Source organism: Streptomyces sp. NPDC093149, assembly GCF_044754145.1.
GTDB lineage: Bacteria > Actinomycetota > Actinomycetes > Streptomycetales > Streptomycetaceae > Streptomyces.
Genome location: NZ_JBIVON010000027.1, coordinates 13,696 through 39,310 on the forward strand (window position 1 = coordinate 13,696; position 25,615 = coordinate 39,310).

General features: G+C 68.8%; 25 protein-coding genes and 1 tRNA gene. 10 read left to right on the plus strand and 16 right to left on the minus strand.

Annotated elements, in window-relative coordinates; all coding sequences use genetic code 11:
* Positions 1-185 precede the first annotated feature (185 nt).
* A complete protein-coding gene (locus ACIQCZ_RS38115) occupies positions 186-527 on the plus strand; it encodes a MazG nucleotide pyrophosphohydrolase domain-containing protein (RefSeq protein WP_402290047.1) in 342 nt (113 codons plus the stop codon).
* A gap of 334 nt (positions 528-861) precedes the next feature.
* Here the strand turns inward: ACIQCZ_RS38115 and ACIQCZ_RS38120 are convergent.
* A tRNA-Trp gene (locus ACIQCZ_RS38120) sits at positions 862-936 on the minus strand.
* Positions 937-1,642: 706 nt separating this feature from the next.
* Here ACIQCZ_RS38120 and ACIQCZ_RS38125 point away from each other — a divergent pair.
* Positions 1,643-2,923 (plus strand): ATP-binding protein, encoded by a 1,281-nt coding sequence (locus ACIQCZ_RS38125; protein WP_402290048.1) that lies wholly within the window; start codon positions 1,643-1,645, stop codon positions 2,921-2,923.
* Positions 2,924-3,345: 422 nt separating this feature from the next.
* Here ACIQCZ_RS38125 and ACIQCZ_RS38130 read toward each other — a convergent pair whose 3' ends face one another.
* Positions 3,346-3,798, minus strand: coding sequence for a hypothetical protein (locus tag ACIQCZ_RS38130; protein WP_402290051.1), 453 nt, complete (start codon positions 3,796-3,798; stop codon positions 3,346-3,348).
* Positions 3,799-3,922: 124 nt separating this feature from the next.
* Here ACIQCZ_RS38130 and ACIQCZ_RS38135 point away from each other — a divergent pair, with 124 nt between their 5' ends.
* Entirely contained in the window at positions 3,923-4,381 is a 459-nt protein-coding gene (locus ACIQCZ_RS38135) for a DUF4265 domain-containing protein (protein ID WP_402290053.1), read from the plus strand.
* Between the two features lie 263 nt (positions 4,382-4,644).
* Here ACIQCZ_RS38135 and ACIQCZ_RS38140 read toward each other — a convergent pair whose 3' ends face one another.
* The 4 genes from ACIQCZ_RS38140 to ACIQCZ_RS38155 all read right to left on the minus strand — a co-directional run bounded on the left by ACIQCZ_RS38140 (position 4,645) and on the right by ACIQCZ_RS38155 (position 8,436).
* Positions 4,645-4,959 (minus strand): nitrilase-related carbon-nitrogen hydrolase, encoded by a 315-nt coding sequence (locus ACIQCZ_RS38140; protein WP_402290055.1) that lies wholly within the window; start codon positions 4,957-4,959, stop codon positions 4,645-4,647.
* A 120-nt stretch (positions 4,960-5,079) separates the two neighbouring features.
* Positions 5,080-5,373: a hypothetical protein gene (locus ACIQCZ_RS38145; protein ID WP_402290057.1), complete on the minus strand. Its 294-nt coding sequence runs from the start codon at positions 5,371-5,373 to the stop codon at positions 5,080-5,082.
* Complete coding sequence (locus ACIQCZ_RS38150; RefSeq protein ID WP_402290059.1) at positions 5,363-6,694, minus strand: ArgE/DapE family deacylase; 1,332 nt, start codon at positions 6,692-6,694, stop codon at positions 5,363-5,365. The genes ACIQCZ_RS38145 and ACIQCZ_RS38150 overlap by 11 nt, the downstream gene beginning before the upstream one ends.
* On the minus strand, positions 6,691-8,436 hold the full coding sequence (locus tag ACIQCZ_RS38155; protein ID WP_402290061.1) for an amidohydrolase: 1,746 nt from the start codon (positions 8,434-8,436) through the stop codon (positions 6,691-6,693). The genes ACIQCZ_RS38150 and ACIQCZ_RS38155 overlap by 4 nt, the downstream gene beginning before the upstream one ends.
* A gap of 107 nt (positions 8,437-8,543) precedes the next feature.
* Here ACIQCZ_RS38155 and ACIQCZ_RS38160 point away from each other — a divergent pair, with 107 nt between their 5' ends.
* Positions 8,544-9,137, plus strand: coding sequence for a TetR/AcrR family transcriptional regulator (locus ACIQCZ_RS38160; RefSeq protein ID WP_402290064.1), 594 nt, complete (start codon positions 8,544-8,546; stop codon positions 9,135-9,137).
* 97 nt (positions 9,138-9,234) lie between these two features.
* Positions 9,235-9,375 (plus strand): hypothetical protein, encoded by a 141-nt coding sequence (locus ACIQCZ_RS38165; protein WP_402290066.1) that lies wholly within the window; start codon positions 9,235-9,237, stop codon positions 9,373-9,375.
* A gap of 61 nt (positions 9,376-9,436) precedes the next feature.
* Here the strand turns inward: ACIQCZ_RS38165 and ACIQCZ_RS38170 are convergent, their stop codons facing one another.
* The 5 genes from ACIQCZ_RS38170 to ACIQCZ_RS38190 form a co-directional block, all read right to left on the minus strand.
* Complete coding sequence (locus ACIQCZ_RS38170) at positions 9,437-9,820, minus strand: hypothetical protein (RefSeq protein ID WP_402290068.1); 384 nt, start codon at positions 9,818-9,820, stop codon at positions 9,437-9,439.
* Between the two features lie 42 nt (positions 9,821-9,862).
* The gene (locus ACIQCZ_RS38175; RefSeq protein ID WP_402290070.1) at positions 9,863-10,153 is read right to left on the minus strand and encodes an alanine racemase; all 291 of its coding nucleotides are present in this window, start codon (positions 10,151-10,153) and stop codon (positions 9,863-9,865) included.
* Between the two features lie 463 nt (positions 10,154-10,616).
* Complete coding sequence (locus ACIQCZ_RS38180; RefSeq protein ID WP_402290071.1) at positions 10,617-11,846, minus strand: M24 family metallopeptidase; 1,230 nt, start codon at positions 11,844-11,846, stop codon at positions 10,617-10,619.
* Positions 11,843-13,501 carry an amidohydrolase family protein gene (locus ACIQCZ_RS38185; protein WP_402290073.1) on the minus strand — a complete coding sequence of 553 codons (1,659 nt, stop codon included), beginning with the start codon at positions 13,499-13,501 and terminating at the stop codon, positions 11,843-11,845. Before ACIQCZ_RS38185 ends, ACIQCZ_RS38180 begins: the two co-directional genes overlap by 4 nt.
* Before the next feature lie 2 nt (positions 13,502-13,503).
* Entirely contained in the window at positions 13,504-14,055 is a 552-nt protein-coding gene (locus ACIQCZ_RS38190; protein WP_402290076.1) for a MarR family winged helix-turn-helix transcriptional regulator, read from the minus strand.
* Positions 14,056-14,246: 191 nt separating this feature from the next.
* Here ACIQCZ_RS38190 and ACIQCZ_RS38195 point away from each other — a divergent pair, with 191 nt between their 5' ends.
* Positions 14,247-15,314 (plus strand): LuxR C-terminal-related transcriptional regulator, encoded by a 1,068-nt coding sequence (locus ACIQCZ_RS38195; protein ID WP_402290078.1) that lies wholly within the window; start codon positions 14,247-14,249, stop codon positions 15,312-15,314.
* A gap of 43 nt (positions 15,315-15,357) precedes the next feature.
* On the opposite strand, the gene ACIQCZ_RS38200 is transcribed toward ACIQCZ_RS38195, so the two are convergent.
* Positions 15,358-15,786 carry a transposase gene (locus ACIQCZ_RS38200; protein ID WP_402290080.1) on the minus strand — a complete coding sequence of 143 codons (429 nt, stop codon included), beginning with the start codon at positions 15,784-15,786 and terminating at the stop codon, positions 15,358-15,360.
* Positions 15,787-15,951: 165 nt separating this feature from the next.
* On the opposite strand from ACIQCZ_RS38200, the gene ACIQCZ_RS38205 reads away from it, so the two are divergent.
* Complete coding sequence (locus ACIQCZ_RS38205) at positions 15,952-16,233, plus strand: hypothetical protein (protein ID WP_402290083.1); 282 nt, start codon at positions 15,952-15,954, stop codon at positions 16,231-16,233.
* Here ACIQCZ_RS38205 and ACIQCZ_RS38210 read toward each other — a convergent pair.
* Both ACIQCZ_RS38210 and ACIQCZ_RS38215 read right to left on the minus strand, forming a co-directional pair.
* Positions 16,226-19,252, minus strand: a complete 3,027-nt coding sequence (locus ACIQCZ_RS38210; RefSeq protein WP_402290086.1) for a Tn3 family transposase — start codon at positions 19,250-19,252, stop codon at positions 16,226-16,228. The two genes, ACIQCZ_RS38205 and ACIQCZ_RS38210, sit on opposite strands and share 8 nt — an antisense overlap.
* 117 nt (positions 19,253-19,369) lie before the next feature.
* Positions 19,370-19,774 carry a hypothetical protein gene (locus tag ACIQCZ_RS38215; RefSeq protein WP_402290088.1) on the minus strand — a complete coding sequence of 135 codons (405 nt, stop codon included), beginning with the start codon at positions 19,772-19,774 and terminating at the stop codon, positions 19,370-19,372.
* 238 nt (positions 19,775-20,012) lie between these two features.
* Between ACIQCZ_RS38215 and ACIQCZ_RS38220 the strand changes: the two genes are divergently transcribed.
* A complete protein-coding gene (locus ACIQCZ_RS38220; RefSeq protein WP_402290091.1) occupies positions 20,013-20,876 on the plus strand; it encodes a YwqG family protein in 864 nt (287 codons plus the stop codon).
* Between the two features lie 168 nt (positions 20,877-21,044).
* Here ACIQCZ_RS38220 and ACIQCZ_RS38225 read toward each other — a convergent pair whose 3' ends face one another.
* Entirely contained in the window at positions 21,045-22,118 is a 1,074-nt protein-coding gene (locus tag ACIQCZ_RS38225) for a tyrosine-type recombinase/integrase (RefSeq protein WP_402290093.1), read from the minus strand.
* 435 nt (positions 22,119-22,553) lie between these two features.
* Here ACIQCZ_RS38225 and ACIQCZ_RS38230 point away from each other — a divergent pair, with 435 nt between their 5' ends.
* Together ACIQCZ_RS38230 and ACIQCZ_RS38235 are read left to right on the plus strand one after the other, a co-directional pair.
* Positions 22,554-23,777 carry a WD40 repeat domain-containing protein gene (locus tag ACIQCZ_RS38230; RefSeq protein ID WP_402290094.1) on the plus strand — a complete coding sequence of 408 codons (1,224 nt, stop codon included), beginning with the start codon at positions 22,554-22,556 and terminating at the stop codon, positions 23,775-23,777.
* A 263-nt stretch (positions 23,778-24,040) separates the two neighbouring features.
* Positions 24,041-24,871: an alpha/beta fold hydrolase gene (locus ACIQCZ_RS38235; protein WP_402290095.1), complete on the plus strand. Its 831-nt coding sequence runs from the start codon at positions 24,041-24,043 to the stop codon at positions 24,869-24,871.
* A gap of 25 nt (positions 24,872-24,896) precedes the next feature.
* Here ACIQCZ_RS38235 and ACIQCZ_RS38240 read toward each other — a convergent pair whose 3' ends face one another.
* A complete protein-coding gene (locus ACIQCZ_RS38240) occupies positions 24,897-25,166 on the minus strand; it encodes a hypothetical protein (protein ID WP_402290097.1) in 270 nt (89 codons plus the stop codon).
* Positions 25,167-25,615 lie beyond the last annotated feature (449 nt).

Consider the following 25,615-nt stretch of genomic DNA (forward strand, 5'->3'; position numbering starts at 1 on the left):
CTTTGTCAGGTGGTGTCGTCGGTCTGCCAGGGGGTGGGTTGCCGGCAGGTGGGACAGGTTCCGGTCCAGGTGGCCAACTGGTGTACCGTCCGCCCCTTGTCCTCTGCAGCCAAATTCCCCAAGACTTCCGGTCCGGCGACGCCCCGGGATCACGTGCGTCCAACTCGGATCAGGAGGGGCCTGTGGTGAGCCTTGATGAACTGCTGCAACAGGCGATGCGCGTGCATGACCGGTACGACCGGCTGAACATGCAAGAACGTGGCCGGGTGTGGACACGAGAGGAATTCATGCTCGGCTTCGTAGGCGATGTCGGCGATCTGGCCAAGCTGGTCATGGCCGAGGAAGGCGCTCGTGAGGTGCCTGGCGGACGCGCGGAGCTGGAGCATGAACTTGCGGACTGCCTGTGGTCGGTGCTCGTCCTGGCCCATCGCTATGACGTCGATCTGGAAGCAGCCTTCCGCCGCACGATGGCGGAGCTCGACGCGGCGATCAGCAGTCGGCTGCCGAACAGCGAGGAACCAACGTGACTGCGGGCCAACCCGCTGACTCGACTCTCACGCGCCGACATCCACCTCACCGACCCATACCGGCGCCCGCGAATACGACCCCAGTAGCGTCCGGTTCATCGGCGTCGAGCCCGCATCGTCCCTGTCAGCAGCACCCTCTCCCCGGAGTGGTGGAGCACGACGCGATACCGCACCTCCCGCATCGTCAGCGCCGCCCACCCTCCGTGATGAGCCGGAGATACCCGGGACCGATTTGAACTGAAGGCCCTGATGCACACCAAACGCCGCAAGCTGCCGAGCGGCCGACGGCCCCTGACTGAATGGGACAACGAGCCCATCTCTGGGACAGGAAGGGCGGAGCCGACCGGATTCGAACCGGAGTCCTCGCGATTTTGGAGACCGCGCGCGACGACCTCTGCGCTACGGCTCCGCCCGGCGCGACACCTTAGCCCATACACGACAGGAAACCAGCCAGGGGACAGCACGCAGTTACTGAGCTCCACACGGGCCAGTTCACCAGCTTGACTGCGTTTCACGTTCCCGCCCGAGCGGCTTGAACCCTCTGGGCTCGCCGTCCGTTTCGAGGCGGGGCCCCACCTTTGTTTGCGATACCGGCCGAATCTGACGCCATCGCCCGGGGGAATCTTCCTGTGCCGGGCCGGGTCCGGGTGTGCCGGTGAAGTTCGGTGGCTTGCAGCAGCAGATCGCGCCGTGTCAGGCCGCCCCGCAGAGCGGTGAGGGCGCCGATCTGGATGAGACGCTCGGCGATCGGCAGGGCCGGACGGGCCGGCGCCAGAAGTCCTGCAGGGAGTTGTAGAGCTGGCCGGACACGATCCGCGTCACCTCCTCCTGCGAGATGCCTTTCACCGAGGGACAGGGAGCGCCGCACGCCGCAGCCGGAGCCGGCGGTAGTGGCCCCTGGTCACCGCCCACCGCGGACATCTGCAAACCACCCGATGCCCCTGTAGGCACTGTGGTCCGCAGCCTTGATGACGACTACCGCCAAGAGGTATACGCCCGACCGGTCGACGCGAATCCGGTTGGCGCGGAGAATGAGTAGAAGCGGAGCAGCCGCTGGACGGCCCACGGTCAGGGTGTCGGCAAGGCGGTGGCGACCTCCCGACAAGGTGGCGATGATGCCGACGTGGCGATTGCGGGAATTCCATGACGACGATCTGGACCGTGTGATCCAGATATGGGATCAGGACCGGCAGGCCGACGACACGCCTCCCGTGTTCCCCGTCTCTGAGGCCATGGCCTCAGCCCGGACCGGCGGGACCGCGGTGGTTGCGGTGGTCGGCGAGGACCTGGTGGGCATGGCAGTGGCACAGGCCCAGGGTGAGCGGGCCTGGATCACACTGGTGGCGCTCGCAAGGATGTGGCGTAACCGCGGAATCGGGACCGCTCTGATTGCGGAAATCGAGAGGCGTCTGCGCACACAGGGAGTACGCCGGATCGGTGCGTTGCTCGTCCCAGGGACCATCGGCACCACGGCGCTGGAACACTCCGGTTACCGCACTCGCGACGGGTTGATCTTCTACGAGAAGGTCGAGCATCTCGGCGCGAGTGATGCGGGCCTGCTCGCCGAGCTCGGCGGGAGGGTGCTGCCACAGGGGCTCTGGGGTGCCCTTGCGGGCATGGAACGAGAGAAAGAAGCCATTGAGCGGCGGATCGTGCTGCCGCTGGCCGAGCCCGTGCTGGCCGACCGGTACGGGGTGACGCCACCGAAAGCCGTCATCCTTTTTGGCCCGCCGGGTACCGGAAAGACCAGTTTCGCCAAGGCTGTCGCTTCCCGGCTGGCCTGGCCGTTCGTGGAACTCTTTCCCTCCCGGCTCACGGAGGGTGCCGTCGGCGGCCTCGCCGCCTCACTGCGGGACACGTTCGCCGATCTGGCGGTGCTGGAATCCGTTCTGCTGTTCATTGACGAGGTCGAGGAGATCGCCGGCGTCCGGTCCGGTCCGGCCGTCGATCCCGGCCACGGAGTCACCAACGAACTGCTCAAGCTGATCCCCGGATTCCGCGACCAGGACGACCGCCTGCTGATCTGCGCCACCAACTCCGTCCGTTCCCTCGATCCGGCGTTTCTGCGCCCCGGCCGGTTCGACTACGTCATACCGGTCGGTCCCCCCGATCCGAAAGCCCGGGCGGCAATCTGGCAGCGCTACCTCGGCCCAGCCGCCGACGACATCAACGTGCACCGACTGGTGCTGGCCAGTGAGATGTTCACACCTGCCGACATCGAGTTCGCCGCCCGCAAAGGCTCCCACGCCGCATTCGAACGCGAGGTCATCGACCGCAAAGGCGCACCGGCCGGCACCGAGGACTACCTCGCTGCCATCGCCGACACCCGGCCCACACTCACCGACCAGGCTCTCACCAAGTTCGCAGAAGACATCGAGCACCACGCGCGCATGTGATGTCAGGTGATCCCGGCCGGGGCCAGTGGTGGATGACGACGCAGTCAGACACGACCGAGCGCGATGGCTGCGGAACGGTGCGACCACTGCCCGGCTACTACAGGTGCCGCGAGCGCTACTTCCTCCAGGAGACAGCCGACTCCAGCGAGGAGGAAGCGAACGCCCGTGCCGGGCGTGGGCGCAGGCCCTCGGATCGTGTCCTCCATGGTCGGTTTGAGGAGCCGTTCGTAGCAGCAGAGGGCTGCGGCGAGGGCGAGAAAGCGGATGTTCGACAACGCAACGAGGTGCCGTAGCTGTCGTCGCGTGCCCGCCGGGGATTACGGGACAGCCCTTGGCCCGACGAGCACACGACGAAGTGGATCTGCCCGGATCAGGCTTCGGTACGGCCTCGCCCGGGGTGCACCGCAGCATGTTCCGTGGGCTCAGCCCTGCTGCTCCAACTCGTCGGCGAAGGCGCGAAGGGCATCCGCCAGCTCTTTCTTCGTGGGAAGCTCATCCACCTTCTTCTCCAGACCGTCGATGCGTTCCGCCAGGTCGTCCAGGCTTGCCGGAGCCGTGGGATGCGATGTGGGTCCGCCCGTAGGAGCTGGGGAATCGGACGATCCCGGGCCCGCATCCGTACCGCCGGAGCTGCCGCCGTCGGTGCCACCTGAACCACTGACGGAGCCACTGCCCCCAACGCTGGTGTCCTCGCCGCCCGCGGTACCGCCGCTTCCCGTATCGGACGTCTCCGCAGACACAGGAGTCGGGCCGGGTCCTCCGCCGTCCTGGTCGGCCACGGCGATCGCCCCGCCCACGCCCAGCACCATCGCGGCGGCGGCGCCGACCAGCGCCACCGTCATCCGTCGCGCCTGGATCTTCCTCATTTGTGTCATGCGACGGACAATAGCCACTGATTGCCGTGGAGGGATTCCTTCCGATGATTCGGTGCCGCAATCGAGCCCCCTCCTTCCGGATCTTGCCGAGAGCCGGTGTGCGTGGTGTGGCACGATCGCGCTCATGACGTCTGCATCCATTCCGCCCGCTGACACCCACGTGAGGCTCCTGGCCGGCCATGCCGACGGCGGGAACCCTGTCTTCGAGGTGTTGCCTGCTCGTAGTCTCGATTCCGGCCTCTTCGAGCTCGCAGGCAGCCCGGGGCTTGTCCTGGGCTGTGCAGCTGGAGACGTTCTACGGGTATCCGACGACGGGCAATTCGAGATACGGAAGGTGGGACGGAACCTCTGTGTGCAGGCCGCTCCGCAGAGCGGCCCCTTCACGTCCGAGGCTCTGGCGGCACTGACCAAGGACTTCGAAGCGGTCGGAGGTCTGGTCGAAGCTCCGTCCGACCGACGCTTCATCGTGGTCACGGTGAACCGTTCGACCGGTATACCTGCCATCGCACGTGTGATGGAGGCTTGGTCTCTCGGCGTCGGCCAAGGCGAATGGTGGTTCGGAAATGCTGACGAGCCCCAGTAGGACCGTCGGCGGTTGTCAGCGGGCAGTGCGGGCGAGAATGCCGGCGAGATGGAATCCAGCCTGGTACATCGTGGCGGTCTTGTCGTACCGCGTCACGAGGCCGCGCCATTGCTTGAGCCTGTTGACGCATCACTCGACGGTGTTCCGCCGCCCGTAGGCCACCTTGTCGAAGAACGGTGGCCGGGCCCCCACCCCTGATCTCGGACACTCGAGATAGTGGATCTTGAGGATCTGAGAGATGGACGTGTCGTGGTCATGAAGCACTACTCCGCCGAGCTCAAGGCGGATGCGGTCGCGTTGCACGCGTCGCGCCCGGAAGCGACGATCAAGCAGTCGGCGTCGCAGCCGGCCGCGGTCATCAAAACCGCCTCGCCGGGCCGGTGCACGACCTCCGCGCCGTTGAACGCCAATGCGCGCACGGCTTCGGGGTATGCGACGTCGCCGCAGCACAGGGTGCCGATGTTGCCGATCTCCTGGGTTCGCAGCACCGGACAGAAGGCCTCGACACCGTCACCGAACAGTTCCACCCACCGGTCGTCGACGTCGTGTGGAGTACATGAGTGCTCCCGGCACCACACATGATTCCTCGCCGCTCGGTGGTGATCTCACCTCGCGGCGAGATCACCACCATGACGTTGAGGAATCGATCGTCGACGACCTCGGGCCAACGGGCCTTGCATTGAACGACGATGCAGGTGTCATTTGGCCACGCGTGTACGGCGAGACGGAAGAGATCTCGTACGCAGTTGTGCGTGCGGCAGATCGAAGATCTCGTCGGTGAAGCCGGTGAACGCGCCTTCGGCCAGAGCGATAAGCCCTACGGGCGGGTCGATGCCGACGATCGAGACCTCGGCGTGGATGGTCTCCTCGATCGTGTCGAGGTTGCGCGCGAAGTGGTCACGCGCTCTGATGCCGTGGACGACGTTGACAATCCGATCGCCCTGTACGGTGCGATGGGCGAGAGCTCGGCGGTGTCGTTGTTCATGCCGCACCGCACCATTCGATCGCCGCCAACGCGTATGCCTTCGCGGCACCGACCATCTCGTCGATCGCGCACCGTTCATCGACGGCGTGTGCCATGACCTGGGCACCCGGCCCCAGCCCGACGGCGGGGATGCCGGCGGCGGTGAACCAGGTGAGATCGGTGGCCGAGGGGAACGGCAGGACATCGCCCGGGCCGGCGAACGAGGTGCCGAGGGCTGCTTGCTCGCGAGCGGCGCGCACTGTTCGGCAGAGCGGATGATCCCGGTCGGTCCGCCCGCCTGGATAGTGCATCGGCCAGTCCATGCGCGGAGGGTTGTTGCTCAGCCATGGGTCTTGCCGCACGATGTCCCGCACCGTGCGTGCGATCTCCGACCTGATCTCGGACACGCTCGTCGCGGGCGGGTAGAAGATCGCGTATTCGAGGGTCGTCCGGTCGGGGACGAACGCGACGTTGCGGCTGCCGTGCGCGGCGCCGTCGACCACGTTCAGACCGATGGTGAACTGGCCCTTCTCGAACAGCGGGTCCGTCCGGCTCTCCACCCATTCGACCTCGAGCCGGTGAAGCGCGTCGTGGATCCGCAGAGCGGCGTCGATCGCGCTGGCGGCGACGGGGTCGGCGGCATGTTCGTCGGCCACCGCCTGGGCACGCATGCGCGAGCGCATCGACGCGTGTGCGCTGCGCCCTGTCACCGCGATGCGCATGATCAGCACGCCGGGAGTGGCCGGCATGACTGTCAACGGCCGGTCGGTGCCGGTGGGCTCGGCGATGATCGCCCCGTCGGCGGTGAAGCCGCGGGCCAGGACGGCGGAGGTCCCCAGATGGTGTTCGAGGTTCTCCTCGCCGACTACGCCCTGCAGGATCAGGTCACCCCGCAGCCGTGTCCCGGTCTCGGTCAGTGCTCTGGCGGCGAAGGCCTGCGCGACCAGTCCGCTCTTCATGTCCGCCGATCCCCGGCCCCAGACATGGGTCTCGTCGACGAACGCCGTGAAGGGATCGTGGGTCCATTGCGCGGAGTCGTCCGCCGGTACGACGTCGACATGACCGTTGAAGATCAGCGAGCGCCCGCCGTCACTACCGCGCATCACGCCGACCACGTTGTCCCGGCCCGGCGCCTCGCCGAACAGCTCGGTTTCCGCGCCGGCCTGCCGATACAGCCTCGCCAGCAGTCGGGAAACCTCCGTTTCACCACCGACCAGATCGTCATAGTCCTGATCCGGATAGGTCGGGTTCACGCTTCGGATGGAGACGGCCTCGGCAAGCGTGGCCACCATCTCCTCGCGCATGCTGTCGATGCGGGCGAGCACCCGGTTCGTCAGGTCGGCGGTCATGACGCCGCCGCCTGCGTCTCCTCGGGCGGGCAGGAGAGCTCCCCGCTGTCATGGACGGTCCTTCCGCCCAGCAGCGTCCGCAGCACCCTGGTACCACGAAGGTCTTCCACCGGGCAGGTCACCGGATCACGATCCACGATCACCAGATCCGCGTGGTTCCCCGGCGCGAGCGAGCCGATCTCCGGCCGGCCGAGCACGCTCGCCGCTCCCGTCGTCCACATGCGCAGCGCCTCGATGCGCGAAAGCTTCTGATCCGGCCCGTCGTTGCGGTGATCGCTGCCCGCGAAGCGGTGGGTCTGCGCCAGTTCGATCTGCTCCCACGGATTCTTCGGCCCCCAGTCCGAACCGCCCGCCAGATCAAGCCCGATATCGCTGAGACGGTGCAGCGGCTCAAGGTCGCGCCAGACGTGAGTCCCCATGCGCTCGCCGTACATCGCGCCTTTGCCCCAGGCGAATCCCGCGCTGGTCGTGACCTGGAAACCGAGCGCCGCGTATCGGCGGGCCTGCTTCGGCGTAATCGTCATGGCATGCTGGAGAATCCAGCGCCGATCACGGAAATCGTGTTCCCGCACAACGCGTTCCGCGATGTCGAGGAAGTCGTCGTGCTCGCGGTACGCGCCGAGGCACAGGTTCGCACGGACACCGTTGGCGGCACAGAACCTGATGAAGGTCTCCTCCTTCTCCAGGGACAGGAATCGCACGCCACGGGTGGGTCGGCCGAAGGGGTCCGCGTAGGGCTCGTAGGTCGCGAAGTATCCCGAGAAACAGGGGCCTCCCGGGCTGAACGTGAGTCCGCTGACCCGCAGCATGTCGTCGCCGTCGTCCGAGAACTGGCCGGCGAGCTGCCCGAGGCGAGCGGCGAATTCGCCGTGCGGCAGCGGGTCGAACGGATAGAAGATGACCGACTCGGCGTCCAGCGTCGCCATCACGCGAAGGGGCAGGGCGTCGGTCGCGCGCAACTGTCGGTAGAGCGCGATGTGTTCCGGTTCCATCGCGTGCCCCTCGTACACGGTGGTCACGCCCTGCGCCGCGTAGCGCGCCAACTCCGCGGTCGTACCGGCGACGGCGTTCTCCATGCTCGGCTTCGGCAGCTTGGTCAGGATCTGCCCCCAGAAGGGGTCGTAGGTGTAGTAGTTGGTGACGGGTCCGCGCAGGATTCCGGTCAGGTCACCGGCTTCGTTCTTGTCGATCTCGACGTCGCAGACCCGGTTGGGGATGAACGAGGTGAGCCCGACCGCACGCAGGCCCGCGCTGTTGAACGCGACCACGTTCGGCATGCGCGGCGCCCACGCCTGGATCAGCACCGGATGGGCGTCGGTCGCCGAGTCGAGCACCCACCGATCGGGCAGACGCCGTTCGGCCAGATCCCGTTCCGAGCGGCGCACGAAGTAGTGCGGCTCACCGACCGGGGTGCACATGATCCACCTCCCCGGCGGCGTGTTCGCGGCCGCGGCCCGGATGCGTGCCACGATGTCCGCGTGATCGACAGCGTCGGTGAGGTCGACGAGCCCGCCCGCCAGCGTCCCGAAATGCACGACATGCGGATGGGTGTCGATCAGGCCGGGCATCACTACGCCGCCTTCGGCATCGACCTGGCGGGCATCGGGCCCCGCCGCTTCCGCCATGGCGTCCCGGTCCCCCACGGCGAGCACGCGCCCGCCGGACAGCACCAGCGCCTCGGCCTCAGGTGCGCTCGGATCGAGCGTGCGTACCCGCCCACCCGTGATGATCGTGTTGGTCATAGCTTCCCTCCGCGGCTGACGGCGGTGTCCGATGGGCACACCGTAGCGCAGAATTTCTCCATATGGAGAAAACCTTTTGCGCCGCCCACGCCGGTACGATGGATTCCGTGACAACGCCCATGCGCGAGCCGCAGATGGCCCGAGGGGCCGCCCGGCGCGAAGCTCTCCTGGACGCCGCGACCCGATTGCTGGCGCGGGAAGGCGCGCGTGCCTTGACCCACCGGGCTATCGCGGCGGAGGCCGGCACCACTCACGGCATCGCCCGCTACTACTTCGGCACCCTCGACCAGTTGCTCGACGAAGCCCTGCAACGATTGGCCACCCAACAGATCGAAGAGGTGCGCGCACTGTTCCACCAGTTGCCGGACGTCGACACCCCGGAGCGGATCACCCGCATCGTGCAGTACGTGACCGGATCCCTGGCCCGTGACCGGGACTCCGGCATCGCCCGGTACGAGTTCTTCCTGGAAGTCGCCCGCCGCCGCGAGCTGCAGGCCAGCCTCGACGAATGGGGGGTCACCCAACGGGCGGCCTTCGCCGATGAACTGCGCGGGGCCGGATCCACAGACCCCGAGGCCGACGCCGCGGATCTGCTGACCATCATCAATGGTCTGCTTCTGGAGCAACTCGCGTTGCCCGTCGACGACTTCGAAACCGCCCGGCTGCGACCGGCCGTCGAGCGGTTCTTTCCGGAAGGCTGATCACCGCGGCGCGGGCCCTCCCCACCGTGCCTGCTCTGCTGGAGCGGCACACGCCTGCCCACCTTCGCCGCGCCTGCTCCTCGAAGCGCTCTCCCTCATGCGCCCGCGCTACTACTCGGTCCCGTCCTCCCCCACGGTCTCCCCCGACGCCGTCGACGCCCTCGATCTCGTGGTCGCCGCGGCACCAACGTCCCACCGAAGCGGCGAGGGCACGTTCCTGCAGGCCGCCCGGACCTGAGTCGCTCCGGTGCCGGCACGTGACCGGCCGGTCTCGGCCGGGGCCGGCCGGTCACGTCGGCTCACAGCGTGCCGCGGGCGTCGATGGGCCAGATGTCGACGACGGTGTCGTCGTCCACCACGTGGTAGAAGTCGTGGAGGTTGATGGTCGGGTCACAGTGCGATATCTGCACGTCGACGATGTCGCCGACACCGGGCCTGGCCGCTCCGTCCGGGGTGGCGATCATCCCGAACTCGTCACCGAAGAACGCGTAGGTCGTGCACGGCCAGTGTCCTTGCCGGACCCGGGCCGGCGGGCCATCGGTCGCCAGGCTCTTGAAGCCCGCGTTGATTGTCACATGGCCCGGCTGGTTCGCGCTGACGACTGCGGTACGCAGGTGGAGCGCGAACCGATACGGGTTGGCGACGCCGGGAAACAGCTCCACCAGGTCGTAGCCGACGTCCATCAGGCAGTAGGACCCGGCCTGGCTCTCCGTGTAGAGCTTGCGCTAGACGTCGATGGCGAAGGTTCCCGTGCCGCCACCGCTGACGGTGGCAGGAGGCAGGCCGTTCTCGGCGAGTGAGGTGAGCGTTTCCTCCAGCTGGTCGAGCTGACGGCCGTAGGTGACGGCGCGTTCGTGGTAGGCGATGATGTGCTGCACTCGGCCCGAATAGGCCTGCAGGCCCGCGTAGGCGAATCGCGCCGAGCGGTCCAGCCGGGCAGCGATCGCCACCGCGTCCTCGGGTGTGGCCGCGCCGGTACGTCCCATCCCGATGTCGAGGTCGACAAGGGCGGGCATCGGCCGCTCGCCGCCCCCAGGGCGGCTTCCCACTGATTCAGGTTCTCCGCCGAGTCGAAGACGAGCGTGACGTCCGCGCCGTCGCGGTGCAGCGCCGCGAGCGCTTCGATGTGCGCGGGCTGAACGATCGGCGTCGTCACCAGCAGCCCCGGGATCCGCGCCCGGGCGAACACGATGGCTTCGCGACCCGTGGTCGCGCAGATCCCGACCGCGCCCGCCGCGATCTGCTCGCGTGCCAGCCCGACCGACTTGTGTGTTTTGCCGTGCGGCCGCAAGGCGATCCCGGCCTCCGCGCATCGCCGGCTCATGTCGATGAGGTTTGCGCGCAGGACCGGGAGGTCAATGATCAGCGCGGGCGTGGCCAGCCGGCGTGCCCCGCCGGGCACACCGATGAGGCCGGCATTGGGCGACCTGCGCGGGTTCCGCGAGGCGTCGAACGCCGGGGACGTCGCCGATGCATCGATCACCACAAGTCCTTCCTCGCGGGCGTCAGGGAGCGCGCGCCGGTCTCGGTGATGAGGACCTGGTCCTCCATCACACCGCAGCCGAAGCCATGGATCACGATCATCGGTTCGAGCGCAAACACGTGCCCGGGACGCAGCACCGTGTCGCTGCGCCAGTGCAGGCTGGGGAGTTCTGCGATGTTGGTCCCGATGCCGTGCCCGAACCCGGTCGGCCAGTAGTGCTCGCCGTAGCCCGCGTCCTCCGCGATCCCCTGGGCGATGTCCTGCAGGTCGGCCACGCGCACACCGGGCCCCGCCGCGGCGAGGACCGCTTCGAACATGTCGAGCCCGCACTGCAGGACCTCGCGCTGTCTGCGGCCCACCGTCCCGGCGCACAGCGTCCGCGCGGTATCGGTGAAATATCCCTGGTAATGAACGCCCATGTCCATGAAGACCAGGTCACCGTCCGCGACCTTGCGGGACGTGGGGTAAAGGTGTTTGAGACCTGACCGGGGACCGGCGGCGATCATGCAGTGCCCGATCCAGTCCGCTGTCCTCGCCATCGCCTGATGCGCCGCCGCGGACATCTCCAGTTCGGTCGTCCCCGGCCTGGCCAGCTCCATCGCCGCCTCCAGGCCCGCCGCGGTGGCGCGGCCCGCGTGCTCGATGATCGCGATCTCCCGGGGGCTCTTGATCTGCTTGGCCCGCCAGAACGCGAGCTGCGCGTTGACGGTCTCGGCGCCGGGCAGCCCGTCGCGGATCGCGTCCACGATCGTCGCGGGCATGAACCGCCCGCCCACCAGGCCGACGCGTGCGCCGTTCAGCTGTCGTTCGGTGAGGAAGTCCCGGACGTGCCGCCCGATGTCCTGCGGATTCTGCACCGTGCCCGGCAGGTCACCGGGCCGCACATCACGGATCCAGGTGTGGTGGACGAAGGAGTGCATCGGTGCCGAATGCAGGATCGAGTCGGTCGCCAGCATCAACGGGCCGTCGCTCGGGAGCACCACGATGGTGTTCCCGATCGCCGAGATGAAGTTGGATATCCAGCGCACATCACCGTTCAGCCATCCGGGAGCACCGTGGATGACCAGCACGTCGATTTCCTCGGCGGCCATCTCCGCGCGCACTTTGGCGACGCGCTCGTGGTATTCCTCGATCGGGAAGGGAATCTCCAGCAGTTCCTTCCTGCTGTCCCAGTCGTACGGAATCCGACTGAAGCTCATGTCCAGCTCGGTGAACTGCCTGCTCATGCTGTCTCTCCTCGATGTGTCACGGCGGCTTCGGCCGACCGTTCGAGAACACGCCCAGGGCGTGCCTTGCAGGTACCGCCCGAACGCCACACGGGTGTCCCGTTGACCAGAACCAGATCAATGCCGATCGCCGCTCGCGTCGGTTCCTGGTACGTCGCCGTGCCGACGATTTCGTCCGGATCGAACAGCACCAGGTCCGCGTAGGCCCCCGGCCTGATGGTTCCGCGTCCGGCGAATCCGTACGTCACCGCAGGGAGTGCGGTCATGCGGCGGACGGCCTCCTCAAGCGAGAACAGGCCGAGCTCCCGGCAGTAGCGCCCCAGGACTCGCGGGAAGGTGCCCCAGAGGCGGGGATGCGGATGGGTGTCGCCGGGGATCCCATCCGAGCCGATCATGGCGCGGGGGTGGGACAGCACACGGCGAACATCCCGCTCATCCATGTTGAAGTAGACCGCGCCACCGGGCTGGAGCCTGCGCGCCGCCTCTTCCTCGGCGCATCCCCACTCCCCCGCGAGGTCCGCGACATCCCGGCCCCGCGTCCGTGGATACGGCTTCGACCAGGTCACCGTCACGTTCTTGCACAGGTGCAGGTAGTCGGGCCTCAGCCAGCTCGACGCGGCCGTGTAGGGATACACGTCGAAACTGATCGCCTGCGTGGTGCACATCTGGTCGATCAGGGCGATCGTCTCGGCGGTGCGGCCGAAGTTGCGTCGGCCCACGACCTTGTGATGGGAGATCACCAGCGGCACCCCGGCCCGCGCGCCGACTCCGAACGCCTCGTCGAGCGCGGCGATCACATCGTCGCCCTCGTCCCGGACATGGCTCACGGCGACGCCCCCGAACTCCGCTGCGACGCCCGCGAGATCGACGATCTCGTCGAGCGTGGCGGCCGCGGCGGGCGGGTACCACACGCCGCTGGACAGCCCGATCGCTCCGGCGGTCATCGCCTCGCGCATTCGTTCCCGCATCTCCGCCGCCTCCCGGGGCGCGGCCGGACGCGTCAGATCGTCCATCGCGCCAAGGCGCAGAGTGGAGTGCCCGACGAGGCAGCCCACGTCGACGGCGGGTGCACGTTCGGTCAGCTCGCGCAGGTAGGACTCCATCGTCGGATACGAGAAGACCTCCGGGCCCCCGAGCAGCGTGAACGGCGGGGGCGGCGACGAGCCGATGGGGAGCGGGGCCAGGGCGTGTTTCGAAAGTAGCGTCGTCCGCCCGCAGGGCGGGCCGGGCGGCGTCCGGTGCGTGTGATCGCAAGGCGGAGGGTCGCCCCGATACCGGCCGTATCGGGGCGATCCCGACAATGCGGCGAGCGTGCGTGCCGGACGCCGCCTGGCAGGCGGGACTTTCGAAGCACGCCCTAAGCCGATGCCGCAGTTGCCGATGATGGCGGTGGTGACGCCCTGCGACACCACCGCCATGTCGGGCTCCGCGAGCAGCGCCTGGTCGTCGTGCGCGTGCGTGTCGATGAAGCCGGGCGCCAGGACCCGGCCCGCCGCGGCGAGGTCCTCGTCCGCCGTGACCGCTCCGAGATCACCGATCGCGGCGATCCGGTCATCGTCGACCGCTACGTCCGCGGTGTAGCGCGGCGCGCCCGTACCGTCGACGACCGTCGCGCCCCAAAAGACGATGTCGCAGTGCTCGAGCTCCGCTGTCACCGTCACCGACTTCCCCGTGGCGCCATGCGCTCCACGCCCCGCCAGACCTCGCGCAGGCCGTGACACATCAGCTGCGCAGCCCCGTCGGGCAGGCCGGCGCAGAGGGACTGGTTGATGCGGTCGGCGATCGGCCAGAGCGTCTCGAACAGTTCGCCGCCGACCTCGGTCAGATCGAGCCGTGTCACGCGCATGTCGGACGGATCGGAACCACGAACGATCCGTCCTGCCCGGACCATGCTCTCCACGATCCGGGTGAGTGTCGTCTGGTCGATCATGGCGTGCTCGGCGACCTCCTTCAACGAGATCCCCGGCCGCATCGCGATCGACAGCAGCACCCGCCACTCCGCGACGCGCACTCCGTAGGGCCGGAACTCCTGGGTCAGGAGGCGATCCCGGCGTCCAGCGACCTGGGTGATCCAGAAGAAGAGATGACTGTGCGCCGCTTCCGCCGGAACACCGCGCCATCCGGCGTCGGATCCGAGATCCTCCAGCGGTGGAAGCGCCACGATCGCCGCATCCGCGCCAAGTGTGGATGATTTCTGCTCGCTCGACATGACGCGAACCTAACTCCGAACACATGCATTTGCAAGCATTGCCAGCTCTCATATTCCGATGTCTTCGATGAGATGTCAGGTTAATACTTGTAATTGCATCTAGATGCTGTCAGTGTGACCTGGCCCGAGCCGTACGGGGCCGGGCCTGTTGGCGATGGCCCGCACCGACGCAAGGAGCTGAGGACGCCCCGATGTCGGACAGGAATGTGGATCGTGAACGTCGGCGCTTCTCACACGCGCTGCAGTCAGCCCTCACCTTGGACGAGGTGGCATCGGCCTACCTCGATACGGTCGGCCGTGTCATCCAGGCGGACGGCCTCGGCCTCTACATACTCGACTCCGCCGCAGGAACGGTCGTCGACGTGTACGCCACCGTCGGCGGTGAGATGCTCGACGAATACGAGGAATACGGTCGGCCCGACGACCCGGTGCTCAGGTTCGTCACCGAGCGGCGGAGTCCGATCGACTCCTCGCGGGTGGCCGTCCCCGAAGCCTGGGACCGCTGCGGCGCGCGGCAGGCGCTCCGGACGGAAGGACTCGCCCACTCGATGGAGGCGCCGTTGATCGTGTCCGGCGTGATGTACGGAACGATCAGCTTCGCGCGCCGACCAGGTTCGTTCGCCGTGTTCGGCGAGCAGGACCTCGCCTCCGCGCGGATCGTCGGCGAGGAGCTGGGACTCGCCACTGAGCGTGCGCTCCGCTACGAGGCGACGGTGCGCAGGGCGGCGGCGCTGGAGCACGCGCTGGACCGGATGGCGCAGGCGGTGGTGGTCACCGACCTCGACGGACAGTTGCTGTTCCAGAACCGGATCGCCCGGCGGGACTGGGACTTCGAGGTCGTTCCGGACGGCGTGCCGCGTCCTGGGGCCATCGTGACCTGCATCGGCGAGGGACTCGCGGCGCTCCGGGACGACGGCAGGCGCGTCTTCACCCGCAGCGTCCACGACGGCGGTCGCAAGGCGATCGTGAAGACCTACCGGCCGTCCGAGCGCGACGACACCGCAGTCACGGTCGTGTTCCCATGCGCGGAGGAGACCGTCTCTCAGCGACTGCCCATCTGGGAGGTGCTGACGCGGCGCGAGCAGGAGATCGCGCAACTGGTCAGCGAGGGCCTGACCACCAAACAGATCGCGGCGCGGGCGTTCATCAGCGAGAACACGGTCAAGCAGCACCTCAAGCGGGTTTTCGCGAAGACCGACGTGAGCAATCGGGCCGAGCTCGTCCAGTTGATCTGGACCTCGGGCCGCCCGTCCGGGTAGGGGCGGCCGGCCACGACTGCCACTCCGAGGCTTCTGTGTCGTGTCAAGCCGCTTGAACGAAATCCACGATGCCCCTGGGCGTGGGACGGTCGAGCCGTTCGAGGGTCTTGAAGAGTTGGCGGCAGACAACGCGCTTGAGGCTTCGCTGCGCGTCGCGGGCGGTCTTTCCCTCAGTGATCCTCCGAGCAACGTACGCCTTCGCCGCAGGGTCGAGCCGCATGCGGATCAAGGTGATGATGTGCAGGGCCAGGTTGGGCTGCCGCTCTCCGCTGCGGTCGAGCCCATGTCTGTTCGTCAGTCCGGACGATGCTGGAACAGGTGGCACGCCGGCGAAGGAGGCGAAGACCGCTCGAAACGAAATCGTCTCTGTTGGGACCAGCCGACCAGGATCTGAGCCGCGGTGAGCGGACCGACGCCGCCACAACCGCCGCACCGGCGTCGGCGACACCACCGACGGGGGAATCTCGCTCACGGCCAGGACGCCTGACCGACGAGCTGCGAGGACAACCGCTCCGGCTGCCTGCCGAAGTCCCGGGCCAGGACCACTGGTTGGGGGTCGAGTAGGAACCATGCAGAGAGTGCAGTTTGGTGTCACATGATTTGACACCCGGGTTGAACTGGTTGTTCGCTGTGGCGCGTGGATGAGGTGAGTGACCCGCGGGTGGGGTTCCTGCGTTCTGATGTGGAGCGGTTCTGCCGGGAGTTGGACGGGGTGGCGCCAGCGTTGCGGATGCGGTTGCTGGAGGAGCTGCGGAGCGCGCTGGTGGGCGCGTTGGACGAGGCCCGGGTGGAGGCGATGGCGTCCGCCGCTGATGAGGGGTGGGGGCTGCGGCGGATCGGGGTGTTCTGCGGGGTCTCGCACGAGCAGGTGCGGCGACTGCTCGCCGAGCGGCAGGCCGGAGGCCCGCCGGTCAGCTGACAACCGTCTCCCGCGTCGTGCGGAGCGGGCGGAGCTTGCCGGCGGCGAGTTCGGGCGAGAGCCGGAAGTGATAGCGGCCGATCATGCGGATGTGGTCGTGGCCGAGCGGAGAGAGGCGGGCAAGGTCGGCGTCGGAGACGTGGTGGCCCTCGGCGCGGAGCTGGTTGACGGCCTCCTGGATATATACCGAGTTCCATAGAACGCAGGCGTTCAGGACGAGTCCCAGTGCCGATAGTTGATCTTCTTGTCCTTCCTTGTACTTTTGCCGGAGTTCGCCCTTCTGTCCGTAGAAGATGCGGCGGGCGAGTTCGTGACGGGACTCCTGCCGGTTGAGCTGGGTGTTGATCTTCCGGCGGAAGAGTTCGCTGTGGTAGTAGCGGGCGAGGAAGGCGGAGCGGTCCAAGCGGCCGATCTGCATGACCGCGCGGCCGAGCGGGCTGGGGCGGCCCTGACCGGCGAGGACGGGCAGGATCTGGGAGGCGCGGACGGTGCCCTCGCGCAGCGAGCCCGCCAGGCGCAGCAGGTCGTCCCAGTGGTCGGTGATGCTGCGCAGCCGGATACGGCCGGTGGTGAGCGGGTCGAGGGGGCCGTAGTCGGCCGCGGGGTCGGTGCGGTAGAGCAGGGTGTGTCCGGCGTCCGCGAGGCGTGGGGAGAACTGGTATCCGAGGAGCCGGAACAGGCCGAAGATCATTTCGGAGGCGCCTGCGGTGTCGGTGGCGATCTCGGTGGGGTTCAGTGAGGTGGGCTGGTCGAGGATGCCGTCGAGCAGGTAGAGGCTGTCGCGGCGGGTGCCGGGGATGACGATGTGGTTGAAGCCGCTGTACTGGTCGGAGAGGTAGTTGTAGAGCGTGATGCCGCGGGCGGCGAAGTACTTCGGGTTGGGGCCGGAGTTGAGGACGCGCAGCGGGGTGGCGAAGCGCAGGCCGTCGGCGGAGGCGAGTTCGCCGCCGCCCCAGTGCCCGACGATGGGCAAGGTGGCCTGGTGGTCGACGAGGATGGCGTTGGCGAGGCGGAGGGTTTCGGCGCGCAGGTAGTTCTGCTCGACCCAGAACAGCTGGTCGCGGGAGCGGCCGGGTTCCTCCTCGGAGACCATCGCTTGTATCCCGATGTTGCATGCCTCGGCCACGAGCACGGCTGCCAGCGATACGACGAGGTGTTCGGCGCGGCTGCTGGCCTCGGAGACGTGGTGGAAATGGTTGAGGAATCCGGTCCAGGTGTGGACTTCGAGGAGGAGTTCGGGGAGGTCGACGGTGGGGATGCGGGCGTCGACGGCTTCGCGGAGGTCTTTGAGGCTGGCCGGTTCGGTGAGCTTGTCGAGGCCGGTGAGGACGAGGTGGTCGCGCAGTTTGCCGCTCTCGGTGCGCTGCTCGATGCGCACGTGGGGGTTGTCGTCGAGTCCGGCGGCCAGGCGCCGGTAGTCGTCGTCGAGTTCGCGGCACCAGCGGGCCAGGTCGGTGCCGGGTTTCTCGGACAGGCCGAGGCTGCGACACACCCGGGTGCGGGCGTTCTCCCAGGCTGCGCCGGTGAGCAGGGCTTTGCGGGGGTCGCCCCACTTGTCCAGGCCGGGTACGAACACGTCGTGGCGGCGCAGGGCGCCGCGCAGGGCTTCGGCGGTGCCGACGATCCAGGCGTGCTTGTCGACGCCGCCGGCCAGTTCGCCCTCGGTGGGGAACACCTTCGTCTGCCAGGTGGGGCCGAGGTGCCCCACGGGGACGGAAGGGAACAGTTCGCTCTGGCGGCTCTTGGCCAGGGTCCGCTCCAGCTTGGGCAGGAAGGCAAGCGCCGCCATCAGGGGACCGGCCTCTTCGAGTCCCTCCAGGCCGAGGTGTTTGGCCAGGCGCCGCAGGGGCTGGTTGATGGTGCGGTAGCGGGCGGTCAGTTCGGCGGCGATGGTCTCCGCCTCGGGCCGGGCCAGTTCACCGACGGTCCGGGCGGCCTGGTGCATGGCGGTGATGTCGAGCAGGTCGAAGCCGGATCGGACGTCGCCCTCGGGGTCGGCGGCGGTGTGGCTGAGAGTGATCCATGCCTCGCGCAGCATCAGGGCGGCGGAGTCCAGGTCGCCCATGGTGCGCATACGCTGCTTGGCGGCTAGGTTCGCGGAGGTGCGGGCCAGGTCGGACATCAGCATGTCGAAGACCTCGATCGCCTCGTCCGCGGAGCGGGTGCGCATCGCCGCGGCGAACGCCACCAGGGTGGCCGTCCGGCGCGGCTCGGCGAGGTCGGCGACCGCGCGGGCTCGCACCGAGGAGGCGTAGCGGGATAGCGCGTGCAGGCGGCCGGCGGGGATGGCGGACAGGTCCCAGCCGCTCGCGCCGAGTTTGTTGAGCTCGATGTACCGGTCGATGGCCTTGCCCGCGCCGGGGCCGGTGATGTCGCGCGGGGAGCGTCGCAGCCGGTCCAGCCTGGAGGTGCGGCGGCTGTCCTCGACCGGCAGCAGCGCGATCAGCGCGGCGCGCTGGACGGCATCGGGTTCGGCGGCCAGGGTGCGCCAGGTCTTGTGGTTGGTGTGCTCGCGGACGGAGGTGACCATGCGTTCGAGGACGGTCGCGCCGGGCAGCAGGACCTTGTTCTCGGCCAGGTGAAGGGTTGCGAGGTCGAACAGGGCGATGGGGCGCTCGTTGCCCGACCAGCAGCGGTCCCACAGCCAGCGGGCCAGCTTCCACCACGCGTCGCCCTTCAGATCGCGGTAGCCGTAGGCGTCCTTGATGGCACCTTGATGGTCCCAGCGAGTCCGCTCGGCGCCGTACCCGGTGAGTACCGGCGCGGGGTGGCCGAGCTGCTCGGCAACGTATTCGACTACCTCGGCGGGCGCGTCCTCGGGGTTGTCCAGGAAGGTGCCCAGGAACCGAACGGTGCCCAGCTGGACGCCATAGCCGAGCTGCGACCTCGCACCCCGGCAGGCCATCGCCCGCCGCCGTGCGTCGCGGTCCAGCAGGAAATATCCGGCCAGCTGCCCGTCGTCCGGCACCTGCGTGAACGTGCCGTAGTTGCGGCGCTGTTCGTCGGTCAGGAACGCCACCCGTCCCGCCCCTCCCCATGCTTCCCCTGGTGCTGTGACGGCGCTCACCTTAAGTCACATGATCAGCGGATGCGGTGGCGGGGCCTGCCCGTTCGGGCTGTCGGGCGCGGTCCGGTTTCAGCCGACGGCCCGGAGACGTTCGAGGGGTTCGCCGACGCCTGCGGTGTGCGCGTAGGGCGACAGCTGCGGCTCCAGGTCGCGGACCATCGTCACGCACCGAGGCGCGTTGATCCGGCTGGCCGGGTCCAGAGACCGTGTGACGGTCTGGGCGACGATTTCCGGTTCGCCGTCGCAGAGGTATGTCTCGGCCTGGTAGGTCAGGAACACGGCCCTTGTCTTGGAGCGGGTACCGGGCAGCAGGGCGATGCCCTCGTCCATGAGCTGGTGAGCCTCCCGTCGCTGGCCGAGATCGGCGAGGCAGCGCCCGCCATCCGCGGCAACGTCGGCGTACGACATCCAGGAGCACCAGGCGGGCGGCGGGTCGTACGACGGGGCTTCCAGCGCCATCTCCGCGGCGGTCAACGCGCGGCGGCACCGGCCGCTTTCGTCGAGGACTGCCGGCACGCGGGCCTGGCGCAGGTCGAGAAGGGACCGTGCGGTGGCGTGCTGAGTGCGCGGGATGGCGTGGTCGAGGTGTCCACGGCAGGGGGATCCGTGCGGGAAGCGGCCTTCCGTCGCGAGGCGCAGGTCGCCGGGCGTGTCCCACCCGGACGTCGCCGCGATTGCTCCGATCCCGAGCAGCCGGAGGTACGCTCCTCCGATGATCGAAGACCGGTACTCCCGCCTCGCAGCCGACCATCTGCCCGAGGCACTCGCCTCGCGCTGGACGGCCCTGCTCAGACCCTCCGCCCGCCTCCGCCGGGCCGCGGACGGCGAGGGGGCCGTGGCGGTCCTCGGCGGGGTCCCGGACCTTCCGGCCGACGTCGCATGGCCGGAGTGGCCGCCGCACGGACCCCTGTCCTTCGTCGCCTCCGTGGACTGCGCGGCGCTGCCCCGCGAGGCGCTGGTGGAACCGTTCCCCCGGGACGGCACGCTGCTCTTCTTCGCTTTCGACAGCCATGCCGACAGCGACGCCTTCGTCTCGCCCTACGCGCCCGAAAGCCAGACGGGGCAGCGAGTGCTGCACATCCCGCACGACACACCCGTTTCCCCCGCCCCGACGCCGCCCCAACTGCGCGCCCAGCCGCGCGTGGGACTCGTCGCGGAGCCCGAGCAGAGCGCGCCCGACCTGGGACTGCCCCCGGTCCGGGCCGCCTTGCTTGGCGACACCGGCGACGCCGGCGACTGGCCCGACCCTCGCAGGGCCCCCGCCGAGCTCAGGCCCTTCCTCCGCGCCTTCAATCGCCTCCGCGGACACATCGGGCACCAGTTCGGCGGCCACGCCCTGCCCATCCAGGGCCCGGTGGAGTACGAGGTGACGTACCCGGAGCTGGGCGACACCCACTCCTGGGGCGACCGGTTCCACGACGAGGAGGCCCAACGCTGGCTGCTGCTCGCCCAGTTCGACAGCGACGCGGACACAGAGACGTCGTACGGCGACGACCGCGCCCTCTACTGGCTGATCCGCCCGGAGGACCTCGCGGCCCGGCGCTTCGACCGGGCCCGGCTCACCGTGCAGTGCTGAACCGGCACCACGAACCGCACCGGCACCCCCGGCCCGCACCGGCACCGTGAGCCACACCGGCATCCCCCGCTTCGATCTCCTCGGCAGACAGCGACTGCTGAAACGCTCCTGAGACGCGCTCAACCGGTCGGAAATCCATGCGGTCCATCCTCCGTACCGGGTTCGCGGTCAGCGGGGTGCGTTGCGGCGGGCTGCGGGGTCACGCTCGGCGACGTGCCGGGCGACCGCGTCGACTCCGGGGCGAGCGTAGCGTTCGAGGGAGCGCACGGAAGCGTGCCGGGAGCGGGCCAACAGCATTGGCGTGGACGTACCGCCTTCGGCGTCGTGTGTCAACGCGCTATGTCTCAGCCGGTGCAGTGTCCACCCCTCAAGGTCATCGATGTCCTCGGGTGCGGCGAGCGGGTTGGCCAGCAGCCGGGTGGACTGCTCGAAGATCTCCTCCGCCCGGCGGTACGAGAGACGGGCCCGGCTGGTCTCCTCGCACACGTCCAGCGTCGCGGTCCCGGCCGGGGCCTTGCGGCCGGTGAGGAACAGCGGCCCGCGTGTGCGGCCGGAGATCAGGCGGGGCAGGAGCTGGGCGGTGCCGGACTGCCAGTGGATCCACTCCGTCGCCCCGCCCTTGGCGGTGATCCTGCCGCGCTTGTCCTGGGGGTACAGGTCCTCCACGTTCAGGCACAACACCTCGTCGGCTCGGGCCGCTGATTCGTAGAGCATCTTCCAGAAGGTCTTCTCCCGCAGCGACGCGTCCAGCCGCCACAGGGCTGCGATCTGGTTCTCGGCCAGGGCCCTGGTGCGGTCCGGCGGGGCCGGGCGCCGCTCGATACCGATCGTCGGATCGCCGACGACCCAGCCCTGTCGCTGCCACCAGCCGATCGCCTTGCGCGCGATGGACAGTTCACGGTTGACGGTGTCGGCGTCCATCTCGTCCGCCCGCGCGGCGGCCAGCTCCGCGAGCACCTGCGGCAGCGCGGGGTCGTCGATGACCGAGACCGGGGCGGCGGGCGGCTTCGCGCCGCGGCGGGCCCGGCCGGTCGGCGCAGGCTGCCCGGCGACCATCCATCCCCATGTCGTCAGCGAGATCCGGTAGATCCGTGCGGAGGACTTCGCGATGCCCGCTCCGGTGAGGTACTGCTCGACCGCCGCGGTGTACGTGGCCGGAGGGGCGGACAGGGGCACCACCCGGGCGCGCGGCGACGGCAGCACGCCCCCGCCCTCTTCGACGCTCGCCAGTTCGACCGACACCCGCTCACCACCCCTCCCGCATCTCTGCCGCAGTAAATGCGTACACCTCACCCCGGCGGCCGGAAACCCCCACCGCAGGTCGCGATGATCACGGTAGAGGCTCCGCCGCAGTAAATCCGGTATTTACTGCGGCAAGGTGGGAAGTGGCTCAGCGGGTGTCAAATCATGTGACACCAAACTGCACTCTCTGCATGGTTCCTACTCGACCCCCTGGTTCTGGCAGCTTGCCGACCCGGCCCCGGCCCTGGCAGCGGATGCCGGACGTTCTGCCGCGAGTGTCCTGGGCACCTTCGTCGTCGCCGGACGCGCGCTCCAGCTGACCACGGATGCCGACCACGTGATGCGCGTGTGGGACACCGCCGTCGGCGCGGAAGTCGGTGAGCGGCGGCCGATCCCCTGCCACGAGGATCGGATCCGGCCGGCGCCTTGGCCGAGGTGAACGGGCAGCTCCGGGCGGTGACGGCCGCCCTCGACCGAAGCGTGCGGCTCTGGGAGGTGGCTGGCGGGCGGCAGGCCGACGGCCCGCTCACAGGGCACACCGGGCACGTGTGGGACGTCGCGCCGGCGATCGTGGGCGGGCAACCGGTGGCCGTCACCGCCGGTGCGGACCACACCGTGCGCGTCTGGGATCTCGGGGAGCGCCGGGTACGGCGCGGCACCGAGGTCCGCGGTCACAAGGACGTGGTACTGGCGGCCGCCATGACCACCATTCAGGGCCAACCGGCCGTCGTCACCGCCAGTGCGGACAAGACGCTGCGCACCTGGGACCTGGCCACCGGCATACCGCACGGCGGGAACATCGCCGCCGAAGTCAGCCTGCTGGCGACGGCGGAGCTGGACGGACGCACCGTCGCGGTGACCGCGGCCTCGGACGCCACGCTCCACAGGTGGGACCTGGATACCGGCGAGGAGCTCGGCCGGGCCGATGCCGGACCCGTCGGCCGGATCCTGGCCCTGGCCACCGCCCGGGTCGACGGGCGAGCCGTCGCGCTGACCGGCAGCTCGGACGGCACCGCGCAGCTGTGGGACCTGGCCACCGGTCAGCACCTCGGTCGGCCCCTCATCGGCCACACCCGTCGGCTCACCGCGCTCGCCACCGACACCGTGGACGGGCGTGCGCTGGCCGTGACCGGCAGCTGGGACAGGACAGTGCGGCTGTGGGACCTGTCCACCGGCCGGCAGCTCGGTGAACCCCTGACCGGCCACACCGACTGGGTTACCTCGGTGACCACCACCACACTGAACGGGCAGCCCATCGCGGTCACCGCCAGCCGGGACGGCACGATCCGCACCTGGAGTCTGCCCGACGGCCGGCAGCACACCGAGCCACTGCCCTGCCCCGCCGGGCCCGTACGCGGGCTGGCGACGGCCGTACTCGGCACCAGCACCTACCTGATCACCACGAGCGGCACCGAGACGGTATCGGTGCGCGACCTGGCCACGGGCGGCGAACTCGTGCCACCCCTGCGCTGCCCCGTGCCCGTCCAAGCGGCCCTCGCCGCACCGGGCGGCGGGCTGGTGGTCTGCTTTGGCCCGGAGGTCGTCATGCTCTCCGCCGTTGAGTCGGGCATCGGGCCGGAGGGCAACAGGTCTACCAACCTGCCCCAGACAGACGCCGGGAAGGGAAATACGCAATTCTCCATACCCCCGACGCCATAGGCAGGATGGCGCCGTTCCTCCCGCCACGACTGTGACCGATCCGACCTCTGTGATGGTCACGGCGGGTGACATTCGGCGGACCAGCAATCGCCCCGACGTCACCTTTTCGCGCGAGTTCCAGGCAACGGTTGGATACGCGAGCCCACCAGCACCAAGGTCGCAATAGTCCCCGTTCGGGTGACGGAACGGGACCGGCAACGGCTCTAACCTTGGGCGATCTCCAACACGCCATGGAGACCCCTTAATTTCGTGATGCTCACGTCATGCACGGGTGGAAGGAGCTCGCCACGATGCCGTATGCCGACCTGACGGATGTCCGGCTGTTCTATACGGACGAGGGCGAAGGCGATACCGCCGTCCTACTGGTTCACGGCTGGGGGTGCGATTCCCACGACTGGAGCTGGCAGGTCGGCCCCCTGGTGGACGCCGGATTCCGCGTGATCACGCCCGACAACAGGGGCCACGGGCGCTCAACTGTTCCACGCGAAGGGTTCGACTCGACGGACTTCGCCACAGATCTCGCGGGATTGATCAGCCTCCTGCAAGTCGGCCGAGTCATCGCGGTCGGCCATTCGCAAGGCGGGGTGATCGTCAGCACACTCGCCGTCGAGCATCCCGATCTCGTCGCGGCCACGGTCGTTGTGGATTCGCCCTACGGCCTGCCCGACCACGAGGTGTACGGACGATGGCAGCCCTTCAGGAATGCGCTGGGAACCGACAACGGGCTGGAGCACGCTGCCGGCGCGTTCGCCGCGGCCGAAGGCAAGCAGATGCCCGATGCCCTGAGGAAATGGCACCAGCGGCGAGTCCTGGGCACGGCCCCCGAGGTGATGCGGTCCACATTGGAGGCATTCCTGAGGGAAGGCTCCGTCGCAACACGTTCAGGCGCCGACGAGTACCTCCGGAGAAGGCGATGCCCCGTCCTCGCCGTCCACACACACCCCGCACAGGCCGCCTGGGAGGCAACGACCTTCGCCGACCCCCGCAGCCGGTCCCTCCACTGGCAGCAGGTCGGACACTGGCTCCACCAGGAGCGGGCCGACGACTTCAACGACCTCATTCTGAGGTGGCTGACGGAGCTCCGGACCAACTGATCGGGCGCGCCGAGATCAGCAGGAATCACCCCGCGAAGAAGTCGAGTGAGCCGTTGGCCTTCTTGGAAGTTCCCACCACCTCAATCGCCGAGACCGGCCTCGCCCTCGAACCACCGCAGAACGTAAGCCCTTTTGGGCGATCGCCGCCGTCTCGTGCGACAGCCCGGACGCCCGCGGACTCACCCAGGCCTTCCACCGCGAGTGGGTAGCGATCTACGGCCGAGCCGACGTCCCCGAAGCCACCGAAGTCTTCGAGTTCGAACCACCCAGCGGTGTGTTCCTCCTCGCCGTCCACGCGGACGGCACCGTCTTGCCGGCGGCGGGTGGCGCACGGCCGGCCCCGCCACCGCTGAGATCAAACGCATGTACGTCGCCGCCCGCAGCCATGGCCTCGGGCGACATCTCCCGGAAGCTCCGGAACACGACACCCGCCAGCACGGGATGAGCGAGGCGATCTCGGAGTCCGGCGTCAGCGACCTCGCCGCGCTCGCGCTCTGCACCCGCTGTGGACACGCCCTGGTCACCCCCAACGCCCCTGGCCGCGCCCCCGGATCGACCGTGCACCGCGCAGGGCACTGGAGTTGTCGGCCGAAGGACAGCAGTCCGGGCGCGTGGCACTTCCGGAGCGCGACCGAGCACAGTAGCTGGTCCGCCTCTCCACTGCGTGTGGGCCGCCGCCGGTTCCCGGGGGGAACAAGCCGCTGATGCCCGCCCCCTACCTCAAGCGCCACAACCCCCTCCTGC

Bases quoted from the DNA above. Each gene is read 5' to 3' on its own strand.
- ACIQCZ_RS38175 (WP_402290070.1), bottom strand. From the start codon at position 10,153: ATGCCCGCCCTTGTCGACCTCGACATCGGGATGGGACGTACCGGCGCG.
- ACIQCZ_RS38180 (WP_402290071.1), bottom strand. From the start codon at position 11,846: ATGAGCAGGCAGTTCACCGAGCTGGACATGAGCTTCAGTCGGATTCCG.
- ACIQCZ_RS38235 (WP_402290095.1), top strand. From the start codon at position 24,041: ATGCACGGGTGGAAGGAGCTCGCCACGATGCCGTATGCCGACCTGACG.
- ACIQCZ_RS38220 (WP_402290091.1), top strand. From the start codon at position 20,013: ATGATCGAAGACCGGTACTCCCGCCTCGCAGCCGACCATCTGCCCGAG.
- ACIQCZ_RS38130 (WP_402290051.1), bottom strand. From the start codon at position 3,798: ATGACACAAATGAGGAAGATCCAGGCGCGACGGATGACGGTGGCGCTG.
- ACIQCZ_RS38195 (WP_402290078.1), top strand. From the start codon at position 14,247: ATGTCGGACAGGAATGTGGATCGTGAACGTCGGCGCTTCTCACACGCG.
- ACIQCZ_RS38125 (WP_402290048.1), top strand. From the start codon at position 1,643: ATGCCGACGTGGCGATTGCGGGAATTCCATGACGACGATCTGGACCGT.
- ACIQCZ_RS38170 (WP_402290068.1), bottom strand. From the start codon at position 9,820: ATGGACGTCGGCTACGACCTGGTGGAGCTGTTTCCCGGCGTCGCCAAC.
- ACIQCZ_RS38155 (WP_402290061.1), bottom strand. From the start codon at position 8,436: ATGACCAACACGATCATCACGGGTGGGCGGGTACGCACGCTCGATCCG.
- ACIQCZ_RS38150 (WP_402290059.1), bottom strand. From the start codon at position 6,694: ATGACCGCCGACCTGACGAACCGGGTGCTCGCCCGCATCGACAGCATG.
- ACIQCZ_RS38165 (WP_402290066.1), top strand. From the start codon at position 9,235: ATGCGCCCGCGCTACTACTCGGTCCCGTCCTCCCCCACGGTCTCCCCC.
- ACIQCZ_RS38135 (WP_402290053.1), top strand. From the start codon at position 3,923: ATGACGTCTGCATCCATTCCGCCCGCTGACACCCACGTGAGGCTCCTG.
- ACIQCZ_RS38190 (WP_402290076.1), bottom strand. From the start codon at position 14,055: ATGTCGAGCGAGCAGAAATCATCCACACTTGGCGCGGATGCGGCGATC.